Here is a 15,263-nt window from a genome sequence, read left to right on the forward strand (position 1 = left end):
CCACAGAGTTCTCAGGATGTTGTCGTGCCGACGCTAGGCGATGCGCGTTTCGGCGCGGTGCCGTGAGGTGACCGGTGCGCAACCTCGCTCTCACCCGCCCGCCGGCGGAGCGGTGAGCAGGGTGGGGAGGAGGGGCGGCCGTACGGGGGTGCGGCGACGTGTGCCGCACCCCCGCACGGCCGGTCAGGCCCCGCGCGTGCGGCCCCCGCCGGTCGGCCACAGGCGCGGACGGCGCCGGGCGGCGATGTCCTCGACCCAGCCGAACGCCAGGATCGCCAGCCCGATGAGGGGCCAGATCACGATCAGGATGAGCACATCGTACGACTGCTCGATCCGGGTGCTGAACGTGTCCCCGAGCCACGGCACGGACCACAGCAGGTCCACCAGGTGCGCGGCGGCGATCAGCAGCAGGTTGTGCCACAGGTAGATCGTCACGGCCCGGTTGTTGGCCAGGGTGACCAGGCCGTCCCAGCCCGCGAGCCGGCCGGGGAGCTTCTGCCAGGACGGGGCGTAGACCAGGAGGATCGCGCAGAAGCCCAGGGACCAGGTGGACTGGGCCAGCGGGATCTCGTCGAGGTTCCAGCCCTCCTCCGTGAGGTGCCCGGACGCCCACCACAGGCCGAAGCCCATGACGAGCGCGGCGGACGACACCGCCAGGTAGCGCGGGACCTCCTTCAGCAGGCCGTCGTTGTGGGCGAATCCCAGGACCCAGCAGGACCCGAACACGGCGAAGTCGACGAGGCTCTCGCCGAACGTGCCGGGCACCGTCACCAGGCCGGTGCCGATGACGGCGGTGAGGAGGACCGGGGCCGCCAGGGTGACCCACGGCAGCCTGCGGAACGCCCTGAGCAGCAGGGGCGACGCGAGGACGAACCAGAGGTAGGCCCGGATGTACCAGAGCGGCCCCGCGGCCTGGTCGGCCCAGCTCAGCTCCAGCCACCCGCCGGCCGAACCGCTCTCCTCGGGGAAGGGCGGCGAGCCGAGCGGGACCACGTAACTGCCGAGCCTGACGAACCACCACAGCCCCTCCTCCCGGACGGGCTGCCAGCTCAGCGCGAACATCACCGGTACGACGACGAGCGAGAACAGCCACATCGGGGGGAGCAGCCTGCGCAGCCGGCCGCGGAGGACGCCGCCGGCCGGGCGGGACAGCGAGCGGGCCATCAGCGAACCGGCCAGGGCGAACATCACGCCCATGGACGGGAACAGGAAGGTCAGCCAGGCCCAGCCGAACAGGTGGAAGAAGACGACCCGGACGAGGGCGACGGCCCTGAGCAGGTCCAGGTAGCGGTCCCGCCCGGGCCTGGCGCGCGGGCCGGGGGTCCCGGCGGCGGGGCTGCGCTCCGGGTGCTCCGCCGGGGCGGGCACGGTGGGACCCGGGCGCTCCGGGTGCGCCGCCGGGAGGGGCAGGGTGCGGGCGTGCACGGACGGGTCGGGCCCGCCCCGGTCGTGAACGGTCATGCCACCGGCCTCCGTTCGGTGTCCTTGCGCCGGTTCGGGGTCCCGCCCGGCGCCTCCACCACGCCGGTGCGGCGCAGTTTCTGCCAGCGCAGCCGGCCCCCGGTGAGCGCGGTGATCCAGGACTGGAGCAGCACGACGTACATCAGCTGCCGGTAGAGGACCTGTTGGAGCGGCAGGGAGATCAGGTGGGTCATGCGCTCCCGGTCGAGCCGGAAGGCGTAGGCGGCGCAGACGGCCTGCACCAGCAGGACCCCGAACCAGGCGGCGACGGTCTTCCCGGTGGGGCCGAAGACCAGCCCGTACAGCAGGAACACGTCGATCAGGGGCGCCAGCAGCGGGGCGACGACCATGAAGAGGGAGACCAGCGGCAGCCCCACCCGGCCGAACCGGCCCGAGGGCCCGCGCTCGACGAGCGCGCGGCGGTGCTTCCAGATGGCCTGCATCGTGCCGTAGGACCACCGGTAGCGCTGCGACCAGAGCTGCTGCACGGATTCGGGGGCCTCGGTCCACGCCCGGGCGTTCTCGGCGTAGACGACGCGCCAGCCGTCGCGGTGCAGTGCCATGGTGACGTCGGTGTCCTCGGCGAGGGTGTCCTCGCTCATGCCGCCGATGCGGTCCAGCGCGTCCCGGCGGAAGGCTCCGACGGCGCCGGGGATGGTGGGCATGCAGCCGAGGAGGTCGTACATCCTGCGGTCGAGGTTGAAGCCCATCACGTACTCGATGTGCTGCCAGGCGCCGATCAGCGAGTCGCGGTTGCCGACCTTGGCGTTGCCGGCGACCGCGCCGACCCGGGGGTCGGCGAACGGCTGCACGAGCTCGCGCACGGTGGCGGGTTCAAAGACCGTGTCGCCGTCCATCATGACGATGATGTCGTGACGGGCCTTCGCTATCCCGTGGTTGAGGGCCGCGGGCTTGCCCGAGTTGCGCTGGCGGAGGACCCGGACCTCGGGTATCCACATCGCCTCGACCAGGTCGGCCGTGCCGTCGGTCGAACCGTCGTCGATGACGAGGACCTCGATCGGGTGGTCGCCGGCCACCAGGGACCGCACGGTGGCCTCGATGCACGCGCGCTCGTTGTACGCGGGCACGAGGACCGAGACCGGGGCGGTGAACGGCTCCTTGCCCCAGTGGAAGTCCCTGCGGCGCACCTTCCTGGCGTGCAGGAAGGAGAGCAGCAGCATCAGTCCGAAGCGGACCATCACGAGGACGCCGACGACCGCGAGACCGGCCACCAGGACACCGGTGACGCGCTCGGAGATCTCCACCGCGGCGACGAACGCCCTGCCCTTCCACAGGGCGGACCCGGTGACCGGGGTGTGGGCGCTGGGGGCGCCGAGCGCCGAGGTCAGGTTGGTGAACTCGTAGCCCCGCTCCTGCATACGCGGCAGGAAACGGCCCAGGGCGGCCACGGTCTGGGACCGGTCGCCGCCGGAGTCGTGCATCAGGATGACCGCGCCCTCGTCGCGCTTCGGCGTGGCGCGTTCGATGATCGCGGGCACGCCGGGACGCTTCCAGTCCTCGCTGTCGGTGTTGTTCACGACGGTGAGGTAGCCGCGGCTGCCGACGTACCGCGTGACCGGCCAGGACTTGTCGTCCATGGCGTCGGAGAACGAGGAGTAGGGCGGCCGGAACAGGGACGTGCGGATGCCGGCCGCGCCCGCCAGCACCAGCTGGTTCTGGGAGAGTTCCCAGTCGATCCGGTCGGTGGACTGGAAGGAGAGGTCGGGGTGGTTGAAGGTGTGCAGCCCGATCTCGTGGCCCTCGTCCACCATCCGCCTCACGAGTCCGGGGTGGCGCGAGGCCATCGTGCCGGTGACGAAGAAGACGGCGTGCGCGTGGTGCTTCTTGAGCTCGTCCAGGACGCGCGGGGTCCAGACCGGGTCGGGGCCGTCGTCGAAGGTCAGGACGATCCTGCGGTCGGGTATCCGGAGCGTCGTGGCGTCCCCACCCGCGCGGGCGTCGATGACGGGACCGCCTTCGAGCACCTTGTCCGGCACCCGGTCGGTGGGCGCGGGTGGCTGGACGCGGTGGTCGGCGAGTATCTCGCTGTGCACGTAACCGCGCAGCATGAGCATGGCGAGCAGGGCCACCAGGAGGAGCGAGGGAAGCAGGTAGCGCAGGGGGAACCCGCGCCTGCCCGTCCGCTTCTTCTTCCTCCGGTTGTGCCTGCCCCGCGCAACGGGGGATGTCATCTACTGGGCGCCTTCTTGTGGTTGCACCGGTGATTCCGAGGGGTCCGGGGACGTCGGCGGACTCTCCTCGACGGACGGTTCGGGGACGACCGACGGCGACGGACCGCCGCTCGGCGGTACGGAGACGGAGGCCCGCGGGGCGGGCGCCGAGGAGGCGGCGCCCCGCGTGGGCCTGACGGACGCGGAGGCCGAGGCGCTCGCGCCGGGCCCGGCCGGGGCAGCTGTGCCGGACGCCGGGGCGCCGGCCGCGGCGGGGACCGCGGCCGCCCCGGAGGACGGCGCGGAGGCACCGGGCGTGGTTCCGGGGTCCCCGGACACCACGTCGCTCGGCGCGGGCCGCACCTCGACCTCTGCCGCGTGCTTCTTGTCCGGGCCGGAGAGCGGCAGCCAGGGAGCGCTGGAGTTCCCTCCCAGCACGGCCACCCCGAGCGTCACCGCGTACACGGCGCAGACCGAGGCGAGCACCCAGCCCACACGCCGGTACGTCTTGCTGCGCCGGCCGCTCTCGTCGACGAAGACCGGCCCGTCCGCAGGATCCGGCGGGCCGGGTTCGACAGGTAGTTCGGAGAGCTGACGCCCCAGTCCGTCCAGTGGGACGGTGACGTCGCTCGATTCATGCGTGTGCCCGGTTCGGGCACCTTCGCGCCAATTTTCCACAGGTGTTCGCACATCCCCCAGTCAAGGAAACAGGTGCCGTGGAATGACTGGAATCATGCCAACGTCCAGGGCCCCCACCCCGTACGTGCGCCGCTCCACGAGCACCCGAAGCCCTGAATGTAGCGCAAGAGGGGATCTCAACAAGGGCGTTATCACCTGTTGTTCATCAACAGTGACGCATGAGTGACGCATCCACCGCAGGCAGCCAGGAGCCAGGGATTCTTTTCAGCCACCCTTCCGTCTCGGCGAGTTCGGCGGCCGCCGCGCGCAGTGCGGACAGGCCGGGATGGTCGAGTCCCGCACGCCACACCATCAGCAGCGGGGACAGCGGAACGGGCCCGACGAGCGGGCGCAGCACCGTCCCCGGCAGCGGCGGAAACCCCTCAACGGCCAGCACCGGATGCCCCGTCCTCGCCATGACCCGCTGGAATTCGGCCACACCGACGGCGAGGGGCGCGGGCGGAGCCAGCACGATGTCCCACTCCGCGAAGAGCGCCGCCGCGAGATCGGTCCACTCCAGCGTCCGCTCATTGCCCGCCCCCGCGTAGACGGTTTCGCCGGCCAGATCGCACAGGGCGACCGCTTCACGCCCGGCCAGAGGGTGATCGTTCGGCAGGAGCACGGCCATCGGCTCGTACCGCACCGGCTGTACGGAGAGCCGGGAGAGGACCGCGGGGCGGAGTCCGGCGGCGCGTCCGAAGGAGACGTCCAGCCGCCCGGCGAGCACCTCGTCCGCCGCCCACGTCAGTCCGCTCTCGAAGCGGGCCATCAGCTCGCACTCGGGGGCGCGCTCCCGCGCCCGGGCCAGCACCCGGGCGGCCGTCATCCCGTCGGTGTTGAGGTCGACGAGCAGCGGACGGCCCGCCGGGTCCGCACAGGCGGCCCGGAGCGCGGCGTGCGCGTCGAGCACCCGGCGGGCGTACGGCAGGAGCCGCTCCCCGTCCGCGGTCAGGGACACCTGCCGGGTGGTCCGGACGAACAGCTCCCGGCCCAGCTCGCGCTCCAGCCTGCGGATGTCCCGGCTCAGCGCCTGCTGCGCCACATGGAGGCGGGCCGCGGCACGGGTGAAGTGCAGTTCCCCGGCGACGGTGACGAAGGCGCGGAGGAGGCGGGGATCGAGATCGGGCGCGGTCATCGGCAGAATTTACAACAGGGGCGCGTCAATGGGCTCCGAACAGGTGTTGGACACCGAGGAGCACGCGCCCCGAGGGTGGTGGTCGTGCCCCCTGAGACCACCGCCGCCCCGCCGGCCGCCGCCGGCCCGTCCAACCCCTACCTCCGGCTGCTCGCCACCCCCGGCGCACGCGCCTTCACCGCGGGCAATCTGCTCGCCCGGCTGCCCATGGGGATGTTCAGCGTCAGCGCCGTCATCATGATCGCCGGGGCGCACGGTTCGTACGCCCTCGCCGGTGCCGTCACCGCGACCGGGCTGGCCGCGACGGCGGTGGTCGCCCCCTGGACGGCCCGTCTCGTCGACCGGTACGGCCAGGCCAGGGTCGCGGTGCCCGCCACCGCCGTCGCCGTGCTCGGCTCGCTGGCCCTGGTGCTCTGCGTGCACCACGACGCGCCGGTCTGGACGCTCTTCGCCGCCTACGCCGCGACGGCCACTACCCCGAACACCGGCGGTATGTCGCGGGCCCGCTGGGCGCATCTGCACCGGGGCGACCCGGCGGCCCTGCACACCGCCAACTCCTTCGAGCAGGCGGCCGACGAGCTGTGCTTCATGCTGGGCCCGGTCCTGGCCGCCACGCTGTGCGGGGCCCTCTTCCCCGAAGCCGGCACCCTCACCGGCGCGGTCCTGCTGATGACCGGCGTCCTGCTCTTCGCCGCGCAGCGTGCCACCGAACCGCCGGTGACCCCCGGCACACGGGGCGGCTCACCGCTGCGCACCCCGGGCATGGCCGCCCTGCTCGCGGTGTTCCTGGCGACCGGGGCGGTCTTCGGCTCGATGGAGGTCGTCTCCATCGCGCACGCCGGAGGCGCGATCCTCGCGCTCCAGGCCGGCGGCTCCTGCGTGGCCGGGCTGCTCTACGGTTCGCTGCGCCCCGCCGCCCGCGCCGGGCGCCGGCTGCTGCTGTGCCTGACGGGCATGACCGCGCTGATGTCCCTCCCGCTGCTGGCCGCGGCCGCGACGGACTCGCTGCTCCTGCTGGCGGGCTGCCTGCTGCTGGCGGGGGCGGCCACGGCGCCCACCATGGTCACCGGCATGACGCTGATCCAGCGGCTCACCCCGCAGGACCGGCTCAACGAGGGGATGACGCTCGCGGTCACCGCACTGCTGGGCGGGGTGGCGGCGGGATCGGCGGCGGGCGGCTGGACGGTGGAGCACGCCGGGACGGTCGCCGGATACGCGGCGCCGGTGTGCGCGGCGGCCCTCGCCCTGGCCGTCGCGGCCGCGGGAACACGCCACGCCTGAGCGGACCCGCCGCACGGGACACGGGCGGGGCGGTCCATCCGGTCGGGCCCGCCGCACACGGGAAACCGGTCGGCCCCGCCGTACACAGGGGGCCCGGTCGGACCCGCCGCACAACAAAACGAGGACCCCGCTGCCGGTGGCAACGGGGTCCTCGTTCACATGGGAATTGTGGAGATGGCGGGAATCGAACCCGCGTCCAACGGTGCGGAACCAGGGCTTCTCCGAGTGCAGTTCGCTACGCTTTTCTCGGCCCCGGAGGTCACGCGAACAAGCCTCCGACAGGCCCAGTCACTGTTTGATTTCCTTCAGAACCCCGTGACCGGGCTCAGAAGTTTAGATCCCTGAATGATGCCAGGATCCGGGTCGGGATCACCCCCGGGCTGACACTCCGCAGAGTCTTCGCTTAGCTGCTAATTAGGCAGCGAGGGCGAAGGCGGAGGAATCGCGCTTGGAATTGGCGATTATTGGTTGCGACATATGGTTTACGAGATCATTGCCGCTTCCTCGACTCGCTTCCCCTGCTTCGACATCCGCTGTCGAAACCGATCATCCCCATGTTGTTTTTTCAATCGTCGCACCTTCGCTGAGGTGCACGACCCATCGTACGTGACCGACGCACGCGGATGCCACCGTATTCCGGCTGCCCCGGGGCGCGGGCCCCGGTCCGGGGGCGACTACGCCTGGCGCTGCCGCCGGCGGGCCGCCGAGATCGCGCGGTTCGTCTCCCGCGTGTCCTGCTTCTCGCGCAGTGTCTGGCGCTTGTCGTACTCCTTCTTGCCCTTCGCGAGCGCGATCTCGACCTTGACGCGGCTGTCCTTGAAGTACAGCGCGAGCGGCACGATCGTGTGGCCCGTCTCCTGCGACTTCGACTCCAGCTTGTCGATCTCGGCCCGGTGCAGCAGCAGCTTGCGCTTCCGCTTGGCCGCGTGGTTGGTCCAGGTGCCCTGCACGTACTCCGGGACGTGGATGTTGTGCAGCCACGCCTCGCCGTTGTCGATCTGGACGAAGCCGTCGACCAGCGACGCCCTGCCCATCCGCAGCGACTTGACCTCGGTACCCATGAGCACGAGACCGCACTCGTAGGTGTCGAGGACGTGGTAGTCGTGCCGCGCCTTCTTGTTCTGGGCGATCATCTTGCGCCCGGTGTCTTTGTCCTTGGCCATAGTGCGGTCATTTTCGCACTAAGACCCACCCCCGAGGCCACTCAATACCGTCTCGCCCCGCTGCTGGGCCTCCGGGCCCGCTCCGACGTCCGGGGTGATGCCGCCCCCCTCGACGCTGCGGCCCGCCGGGGTGCGGTAGTGCCCCACGGTCAGCTCGGCCACCGAACCGCCGGGGAGCTTGCTGGGCATCTGCACGGATCCCTTGCCGAAGGTGCGCGATCCCACGGTCACCGCCCGGCCCCGGTCCTGCAGCGCGCCCGTCAGGAGCTCGGCGGCGCTCATCGTGCCGCCGTCCACCAGGACCACCACGGGCCGCTCGGTGTTCCCCCCGGGCTCGGCGTACAGGGCGCGCTGGTCGCCGTGCACGTCGTAGGTGGCGACCAGCCCGCCGTCCAGGAAGGCGGAGGAGGCGGTGACGGCCTCGGTGACCAGTCCGCCGGAGTTGGCCCGGAGGTCGAGCAGGATCCCCGCGTCCTCGGGCACCTCGTCGACGGCGTCGCGGACCGCGGCGCCGGCGCCCTTGGTGAAGGCGGCCACCTTGATCAGCACGGCCGCCGAGGGGGACCGCCCGAGCCGCCGGACGCTGACCGGGTCGGTGCTGAGCCGGGCCCTGCGCAGGGTCGTGGTCCAGGAGTGCCCGCCGCGGCTGACCCCGAGGGCGACGGTGGAGCCCTCGGCCGCCTGCGTGCGGTCCCCGCGCAGCTGGGCGACCACCTCGGCGACGGGGCGCTTCTCGACCGGACGGCCGTCCACCGTGCGCAGCAGGTCGCCCTTGCGCACACCGGCCCGGTCCGCCGGTCCGCCGCGCTGGACCCCGGTCACGACGACCTCGCCGCGGGCCGAGCGGCGGGCGGAGACGCCGACCCCGGTGTACGAGCCGTCCAGGGCCTGCTCGAACTCCTCGAACTCCCGCTCGTCGTACACCGCGCCCCAGCGGTCGCCGCTGCGGCTGACGACCTCCTCGGCGGCGTCGGTGCCGGACTTGCCGTCGGCCTCCGCGTCGGCCGCCGCGTGCGCGATCTCGTCACGGTCCACCGGGCGGACGGTGGAGGACACCGAACGCGTCTCTATCTCCGTGCCCGTGTCGTCCTCCCGGGGGAGGGACCCGGTGGCGGCGGCGGTGGCCAGCACGCTCGCGAACACCAGCGTCAGGGCCGCCCCGCGGCAGATCCCGCGGGGATTCACGTGGTGCGTATGGCCCGGCATGCCGCCGAGTCTAGGACAAGGCCCCGCTCGCACACGGCGCGTTCGCCGCATGCGGAACGGGGCGCTCATCACACCTTGAGGTACTTGCGCAATGCGAAGAGAGCGGCCACGGCGGGCATCAGCAGCCCGATCGCGATCACCAGCGGAAGCTTGGTGAGCACGGCCTCCCAGCCGATGAAGTCGATCAGGTTCAGCTTCTCCTGGAGCGCCAGACCGCCGTCGATGAGGAAGTACCTGGCCGCGATCAGGATCACGCAGGCGAGCAGTCCGCCGATCAGCCCGGCGAACGCGGCCTCCATGATGAACGGCATCTGGATGTAGAAGCCCGAGGCTCCCACCAGCCGCATGATGCCCGTCTCCCGTCTCCGGCTGAACGCCGAGACGCGGACGGTGTTCACGATCAGCATCAGCGCGATGACCAGCATCAGCCCCATCAGGAAGATCGCGGCGACGTTCATGCCGTTCATCAGCCCGAAGAGGTTGTCCAGGATGCTCCGCTGGTCCTGGACGGACTGCACGCCGTCACGCCCCGCGAAGGCCGTCGCGACGACCTTGTACTTCTGCGGGTCCTTCAGCTTGACCCGGAAGGACTCCTGCATCTGGTCCGGCGTGATGTTGCCGGCCATCGGCGAGTCGCCGAACTGCTCCTGGTAGTGCTTGTACGCCTGGTCGACGGTCTCGAAGAGGACCGGCTTCTCGACGGCCTCCATCTTCTCCAGGTCCGCCTTGATCTCCTTCTTCTGCTCCGCCGTGACCGCGCCCTTGGCGCACTTGGGCACGTCCTTGGCGTCGTTCTTGTTGCAGAGGAAGATCGAGACGTTGACCTTGTCGTACCAGTAGGTCTTCATCGAGCTGACCTGCTCGCGCATCAACAGCGCACCGCCGAACAGGGCGAGCGAGAGGGCGACGGAGACCACGACCGCGAAGGTCATCGTGAGGTTGCGACGAAGACCGACGCCGATCTCCGACAGGACGAACTGGGCGCGCATGGCGTCCTTTCAGTACTCGATGCTCGTGCAGAGGCGCGGAGGGCCGGCGGATCGTTCCACCGGCCCGCCCTTCTCAGTGCTGGTAGCCGTAGACGCCGCGCGCCTGGTCGCGCACGAGACGGCCCTGTTCGAGCTCGATGACGCGCTTGCGCATCTGGTCGACGATGTTCTGGTCGTGGGTCGCCATGATCACGGTGGTGCCGGTCCGGTTGATCCGGTCCAGCAGCTTCATGATGCCCACGGAGGTCTGCGGGTCGAGGTTGCCGGTCGGCTCGTCCGCGATCAGGAGCATGGGGCGGTTGACGAACGCCCGCGCGATCGCGACACGTTGCTGCTCACCACCGGAGAGCTCGCCGGGCATGCGGTCCTCCTTGCCCCCGAGTCCGACCAGGTCGAGCACCTGCGGCACGGCCTTGCGGATCTCGCCGCGCGGCTTGCCGATGACCTCCTGGGCGAAGGCGACGTTCTCGGCCACGGTCTTGTTGGGCAGGAGGCGGAAGTCCTGGAAGACGGTGCCCAGCTGGCGGCGCATCTGCGGCACCTTCCAGTTGGACAGCCGCGCCAGGTCCTTGCCGAGCACGTGGACCATGCCCTGGCTGGCCCGCTCCTCACGGAGGATGAGCCGCATGAAGGTGGACTTGCCGGAGCCGGAGGAGCCCACCAGGAAGACGAACTCGCCCTTCTCGATGTCGAGTGAGACGTCCCGGAGAGCGGGACGGCTCTGCTTCGGGTAGGTCTTGGAGACGTTGTCGAATCGGATCACGGATGCACCACGGTCGGCCGGGGGTAGGTGAGCGTGACCATACGCGAACCGGGTGAGCGCGTGTATTCGGCGTCCGGCAATGAGCGATTTATGACGGAAAGCGGCAGGGAACGAACCGGGGCGTGCCGGGCGAAGGGCCGTTCCACCGTCCGGCGCCGGTCCACCGCGCGCGAAGGGGCGTCTCTCCGCCCGGACGGGCCGCGCCGAAACCCGCCCGAGCTGGCACAGTGGGAGGGGGAACAGTTGCGTTTCCCGGAGCGTTGTGCGGAGAGAACGCGAATGCGGCTCCCGCCGCGCGGGAGGAGGACTGCGCATGACCTATGACCGACTGGTGTGCGCGAACTGCGCGGCGCCCGTGAGCGAGGGCCGCTGCCGTGTCTGCCGGGCGAGCCGGGAGCGGATGCAGGAGCAGGGCCCCTTCGCGGGGCTGAATCCGGCGATGCTCGTCGCGCTGATGGTGATCCTGGTGGCCGCTCTCGCCCTGCTGGCGCACCAGGCCGTCTGACCGGGGGCCGCGACCCCCGGACCGCCCCCGCGGGCGGCCTCGCCGCCCGCGGGGGCGTACGTGCGCGTACGCCCCCAGGAGCGCCTGGACACACGAAAGGGCCCGGGAAGGCCGTGACGGCTCTCCCGGGCCCTTCAGCGTGCGCTGACGGACGTCAGGCGGTCGTGCGACCGCCGGCCAGACGCGGCAGGAGGCGGAAGCCGATGCCACCCGCGATCATCGTGGCCGCACCGAGCAGCAGGAACGTGGTCTCGGCCGCACCGGTCTCGGCGAGCTCGTCCTTGCCCTTGCCCTGCTCGACCGGCTGGTTGCCGACACTGTCCGTGTCGGTGTTGTCGTCGGCGTCCGGGTAGGACGGGTCTCCGGTGGAGCCACCGGTGCCGCCGTCGGTCCCACCGTCAGTGCCACCGTCAGTGCCACCATCGGCACCGCCGTTGGAGCTGGTGCCACCGTTGGAGCTGGTGCCACCGTCGGTGCCACCATCGGTACCGCCGTCGGTGCCACCATCGGTACCACCGTCGGTGCCGCCGTCAGTACCGCCATCGGTACCGCCGTCAGTGCCACCGTCGGTACCGCCATCGGTGCCACCGTCGGTGCCGCCGTCAGTACCGCCATCGGTACCGCCGTCAGTGCCACCGTCGGTGCCACCGTCGGTACCGCCATCGGTGCCACCGTCAGTGCCGCCATCGGTACCACCGTCAGCACCGCCGTCGGTGCCTCCGATCACGCCGCCGATCACACCGCCGTCGGTACCGCCATCGGCACCACCGTCAGTGCCGCCGTCGACACCACCGTCGGTACCGCCGTCGGTGCCGCCGTCAGCACCGCCGTCGACGCCGCCGGCACCACTTTCGCCACCGCCGTCGACACCGCCGATGAGGCCACCGATCAGGCCGTCGTCGTCCGTGGTCTGGGTGCTGGTCTCGTTCGCGTCCACCCCGATGTTCAGGTTGAGACCGGCGGCCTGCGCGGCGCCCGCCGCGGTGAGCGAGGCACCCGCTGCGATAACCGCACCAGCGGCTATCCGCGCGACGCGGATTCGCGTCTTCTTCGTCATCTGTTGCTACCCCCAGTAGCTGAGCTCGTCGGAGCAGCCGTATGCGGTCCTCGGCCCTGCGGGGTCACGCTCGCTGCGGGGCCCACGCCGTACGTGGTCGTCCCACCCGTCCCCGTTCACACCTGTCCCAGACATACACGTGCTGCTCCAGCAGCCTGGCCAGAGATAAGGGCCACGTCAAGGCCGTTCCGGGGGCATACCGTCCGCTATGAGGGCTCTTGACGGCTATTCGGAATCACGACTGTGACTCATTCGGCACAACTTCCCCCCGACCACCGCCCGTCCGCGACGGGGTGGAAAGCGGCGGGCCCGGACAGAGGATTCTGTCCGGGCCCGGCGGCCTGACGGGTGCCGCTACTTCTCGTTCTGCTTGCGCCAGCGGATACCGGCCTCGACGAAGCCGTCGATCTCGCCGTTGAAGACCGCTTCCGGGTTGCCCATCTCGAACTCCGTACGCAGGTCCTTGACCATCTGGTACGGGTGCAGGACGTACGAACGCATCTGGTTGCCCCAGGAGTTGCCGCCGTCGCCCTTGAGCGCGTTCATCTTCGCCTGCTCCTCCTGGCGGCGGCGCTCGAGGAGCTTCGCCTGGAGGACGTTCATCGCGGACGCCTTGTTCTGGATCTGCGAGCGCTCGTTCTGGCAGGAGACGACGATGCCGGTGGGCAGGTGGGTCAGACGGACCGCGGAGTCCGTCGTGTTGACGCCCTGGCCGCCGGGGCCCGAGGAGCGGTAGACGTCGACGCGGAGCTCGGACTCGTCGATCTCCACGTGGTCCGTCTGCTCGACCACGGGGAGCACCTCGACACCCGCGAAGGACGTCTGGCGGCGGCCCTGGTTGTCGAAGGGGGAGATCCGCACGAGACGGTGCGTGCCCTGCTCGACGGAGAGCGTGCCGTAGGCGTAGGGCACCTCGACCGCGAAGGTGGTCGACTTGATGCCGGCCTCCTCGGCGTACGCCGTCTCGTAGACCTCGGTCTTGTAGTGGTGCCGCTCGGCCCAGCGGAGGTACATGCGCTGGAGCTTCTCGGCGAAGTCGGCGGCGTCGACGCCGCCGGCCTCGGCGCGGATCGTGACCAGGGCCTCGCGCGCGTCGTACTCGCCGGAGAGGAGCGTGCGGACCTCCATCTCGTCCAGCGCCTTGCGGACGGACTCCAGCTCGCTCTCCGCCTCCGCGAGGGCGTCCGCGTCGCCCTCGTCCTCGGCGAGCTCGAAGAGGACCTCGAGGTCGTCGATGCGGCCGCGCAGGGCCTCGGTCTTGCGGACCTCGGCCTGGAGGTGCGAAAGCTTGCTGGTGATCTTCTGCGCCGCCTCCGGGTCGTCCCAGAGGGACGGCGCCGCCGCCTGCTCCTCGAGCGCGGCGATGTCGACCCTCAGCGCATCCAGGTCCAGGACGGCCTCGATCGACCCCATGGTCGAGGAGAGGGACTTCAGCTCTTCGGAAATATCGACGACTGCCACGGGTCCAGCGTAACGGCTGGACGAGTGAAGCTGTCCCTCCCCCGGTCCCCGGCCCCTCCTCACCCCCCTCTCAGGGGGCCGTCGGGGCCGAGTTCCGGGTGTCCTCGGGGGCGGAGCCGGGGTCGTCCCCGCCGGTGGCGAACCAGCCGCCCACCCCGATCGCCGCACACAGGGCCACGGCCGCCGCGCCCAGGGTGATCCGGCGCTTGCGGACGGCCGCCGAGCGGTTGCGGGCCGAACCGGGACGCGGCCGGCCCGGCGAGCGCGGGGCGCGGGCCGTGCCGAGCGGGCCGCCGGAGAGCTCGTCGGGCGCCGGGACGCGCATGCTCGTGTGGGTGTCCCGGTTGGAGTCCGGGGAGGAGCCGGGCACCAGCGGGACCGCGCCGCGGCGGCGGGGCTCCTCGGGCGCCGGGGTGTACTGCTGCTCGTCGTAGGCCTGCGGTTCGGTTCCGGCGTCCGGCTCGTCGACGTCCAGGGGAGGTATCCCGGACAGGAGCGGGAGCAGCTCCCGCAACCGGGTCGCGAGCTCGGAGGCGCGCAGCCGGGAGGCCGGGGCCTTGGCCAGGCACTGGACCAGCAACTGCCAGAGCTCCTCGGGGATGCCGGGGAGCGGGACCACCGTCTCGGTCACATGGCGGCGCAGGACGGCCCCGGAGTGACCGCCGCCGAAGGGGGTGAAGCCGGCGAGCAGCTCGTAGAACACGGTGGCGAGGGCGTAGATGTCCACGGCGGCGCGCGGCGGGAGCCCCTCGACGATCTCGGGGGCCAGGTAGTCCGGCGTACCGATGATCTTGGTCGTTCTGGTGCGGCGCGGGGTGTCGATGAGCTTGGCCACACCGAAGTCGGTGAGCAGCGCGGGGTGCGAACCGCCGGGACCGAGCGGGCCCTCCATGTCGAGCAGGATGTTCTCCGGCTTGACGTCGCGGTGCACCACCCCGGCCCGGTGCGCGGCGGCGAGGCCGTCGGCGACGTCCGCGACGATCGCCGCGGCGGCCTCGGGCGCGAGACGGCGCTCCCGGTCCAGGCGGGTCCGCAGGTCCGTTCCCCGCACGAGGTCCATCACCAGGGCGAGGTCGGTGCCGTCCACGACGAGGTCGCGGACGGCGACGACGTGCGGATGACCGAGCCCGAGCAGGGCGGTGCGTTCCTGTACGAAGCGGCCCACGAGCTCCTGGTCGGACGCGAGGTCCTCGCGGAGCAGCTTGATGGCGACGGGGCCCTCGGGCCCCTCGCCGAGCCACACCGTGCCGGCGCTGCCGCGCCCCAGGATCTGGTGGGCGGTGTACCGGCTGCCGATATTCCGTGCCAAGACTGCTCCCTCAGCGGCTGGCGTTGACCCCCGGTCGACAAAGTTACGCGGCGAACGGGGTGCTGCGTGCCCGGGATGGCGCCA

Annotated in this window: 13 protein-coding genes and 1 other RNA gene; 2 read left to right on the forward strand and 12 right to left on the reverse strand. The window is 71.3% G+C overall.

The window, feature by feature from the left end:
- Window positions 1-183: 183 nt before the first annotated feature.
- From ABZ172_RS19345 to ABZ172_RS19360, 4 genes are all read right to left on the reverse strand, one after another.
- Entirely contained in the window at window positions 184-1,461 is a 1,278-nt protein-coding gene (locus tag ABZ172_RS19345) for an acyltransferase (RefSeq protein ID WP_356884943.1), read from the reverse strand.
- On the reverse strand, window positions 1,458-3,653 hold the full coding sequence (locus ABZ172_RS19350; RefSeq protein WP_356884944.1) for a glycosyltransferase: 2,196 nt from the start codon (window positions 3,651-3,653) through the stop codon (window positions 1,458-1,460). Before ABZ172_RS19350 ends, ABZ172_RS19345 begins: the two co-directional genes overlap by 4 nt.
- Complete coding sequence (locus tag ABZ172_RS19355; protein ID WP_356884945.1) at window positions 3,654-4,310, reverse strand: hypothetical protein; 657 nt, start codon at window positions 4,308-4,310, stop codon at window positions 3,654-3,656.
- Window positions 4,311-4,476: 166 nt separating this feature from the next.
- A complete protein-coding gene (locus ABZ172_RS19360; protein WP_356884946.1) occupies window positions 4,477-5,445 on the reverse strand; it encodes a LysR family transcriptional regulator in 969 nt (322 codons plus the stop codon).
- Between the two features lie 84 nt (window positions 5,446-5,529).
- Between ABZ172_RS19360 and ABZ172_RS19365 the strand changes: the two genes are divergently transcribed.
- Window positions 5,530-6,726: an MFS transporter gene (locus ABZ172_RS19365; protein WP_356884947.1), complete on the forward strand. Its 1,197-nt coding sequence runs from the start codon at window positions 5,530-5,532 to the stop codon at window positions 6,724-6,726.
- A gap of 166 nt (window positions 6,727-6,892) precedes the next feature.
- On the opposite strand, the gene ssrA is transcribed toward ABZ172_RS19365, so the two are convergent.
- From ssrA to ftsE, 5 genes are all read right to left on the reverse strand, one after another.
- Window positions 6,893-7,280, reverse strand: a transfer-messenger RNA (tmRNA) gene (gene ssrA / locus ABZ172_RS19370).
- Window positions 7,281-7,400: 120 nt separating this feature from the next.
- Window positions 7,401-7,889 carry an SsrA-binding protein SmpB gene (gene smpB / locus ABZ172_RS19375; RefSeq protein ID WP_356884948.1) on the reverse strand — a complete coding sequence of 163 codons (489 nt, stop codon included), beginning with the start codon at window positions 7,887-7,889 and terminating at the stop codon, window positions 7,401-7,403.
- 18 nt (window positions 7,890-7,907) lie between these two features.
- Window positions 7,908-9,095 carry a S41 family peptidase gene (locus ABZ172_RS19380; RefSeq protein WP_356884949.1) on the reverse strand — a complete coding sequence of 396 codons (1,188 nt, stop codon included), beginning with the start codon at window positions 9,093-9,095 and terminating at the stop codon, window positions 7,908-7,910.
- A gap of 68 nt (window positions 9,096-9,163) precedes the next feature.
- Complete coding sequence (ftsX, locus tag ABZ172_RS19385; protein ID WP_031100677.1) at window positions 9,164-10,084, reverse strand: permease-like cell division protein FtsX; 921 nt, start codon at window positions 10,082-10,084, stop codon at window positions 9,164-9,166.
- 73 nt (window positions 10,085-10,157) lie between these two features.
- Window positions 10,158-10,847, reverse strand: a complete 690-nt coding sequence (gene ftsE / locus ABZ172_RS19390) for a cell division ATP-binding protein FtsE (protein ID WP_014046319.1) — start codon at window positions 10,845-10,847, stop codon at window positions 10,158-10,160.
- Between the two features lie 313 nt (window positions 10,848-11,160).
- Between ftsE and ABZ172_RS19395 the strand changes: the two genes are divergently transcribed.
- The gene (locus tag ABZ172_RS19395; RefSeq protein WP_356884950.1) at window positions 11,161-11,352 is read left to right on the forward strand and encodes a hypothetical protein; all 192 of its coding nucleotides are present in this window, start codon (window positions 11,161-11,163) and stop codon (window positions 11,350-11,352) included.
- Between the two features lie 154 nt (window positions 11,353-11,506).
- On the opposite strand, the gene ABZ172_RS19400 is transcribed toward ABZ172_RS19395, so the two are convergent.
- From ABZ172_RS19400 to ABZ172_RS19410, 3 genes are all read right to left on the reverse strand, one after another.
- Window positions 11,507-12,409, reverse strand: coding sequence for a hypothetical protein (locus ABZ172_RS19400; RefSeq protein WP_356884951.1), 903 nt, complete (start codon window positions 12,407-12,409; stop codon window positions 11,507-11,509).
- A 354-nt stretch (window positions 12,410-12,763) separates the two neighbouring features.
- A complete protein-coding gene (prfB, locus tag ABZ172_RS19405; RefSeq protein ID WP_356884952.1) occupies window positions 12,764-13,870 on the reverse strand; it encodes a peptide chain release factor 2 in 1,107 nt (368 codons plus the stop codon).
- Window positions 13,871-13,940: 70 nt separating this feature from the next.
- Complete coding sequence (locus ABZ172_RS19410; protein ID WP_356884953.1) at window positions 13,941-15,179, reverse strand: serine/threonine-protein kinase; 1,239 nt, start codon at window positions 15,177-15,179, stop codon at window positions 13,941-13,943.
- Between the last annotated feature and the right edge of the window lie 84 nt (window positions 15,180-15,263).

The organism is Streptomyces sp. NPDC006296 (assembly GCF_040613235.1).
GTDB lineage: Bacteria > Actinomycetota > Actinomycetes > Streptomycetales > Streptomycetaceae > Streptomyces.

Coding starts and splice junctions, on each gene's coding strand:
- ABZ172_RS19345 (WP_356884943.1), bottom strand. CDS start 1,461: ATGACCGTTCACGACCGGGGCGGGCCCGACCCGTCCGTGCACGCCCGC.
- ABZ172_RS19350 (WP_356884944.1), bottom strand. CDS start 3,653: ATGACATCCCCCGTTGCGCGGGGCAGGCACAACCGGAGGAAGAAGAAG.
- ABZ172_RS19360 (WP_356884946.1), bottom strand. CDS start 5,445: ATGACCGCGCCCGATCTCGATCCCCGCCTCCTCCGCGCCTTCGTCACC.
- smpB (WP_356884948.1), bottom strand. CDS start 7,889: ATGGCCAAGGACAAAGACACCGGGCGCAAGATGATCGCCCAGAACAAG.
- ABZ172_RS19380 (WP_356884949.1), bottom strand. CDS start 9,095: ATGCCGGGCCATACGCACCACGTGAATCCCCGCGGGATCTGCCGCGGG.
- ftsX (WP_031100677.1), bottom strand. CDS start 10,084: ATGCGCGCCCAGTTCGTCCTGTCGGAGATCGGCGTCGGTCTTCGTCGC.
- ABZ172_RS19395 (WP_356884950.1), top strand. CDS start 11,161: ATGACCTATGACCGACTGGTGTGCGCGAACTGCGCGGCGCCCGTGAGC.
- ABZ172_RS19400 (WP_356884951.1), bottom strand. CDS start 12,409: ATGACGAAGAAGACGCGAATCCGCGTCGCGCGGATAGCCGCTGGTGCG.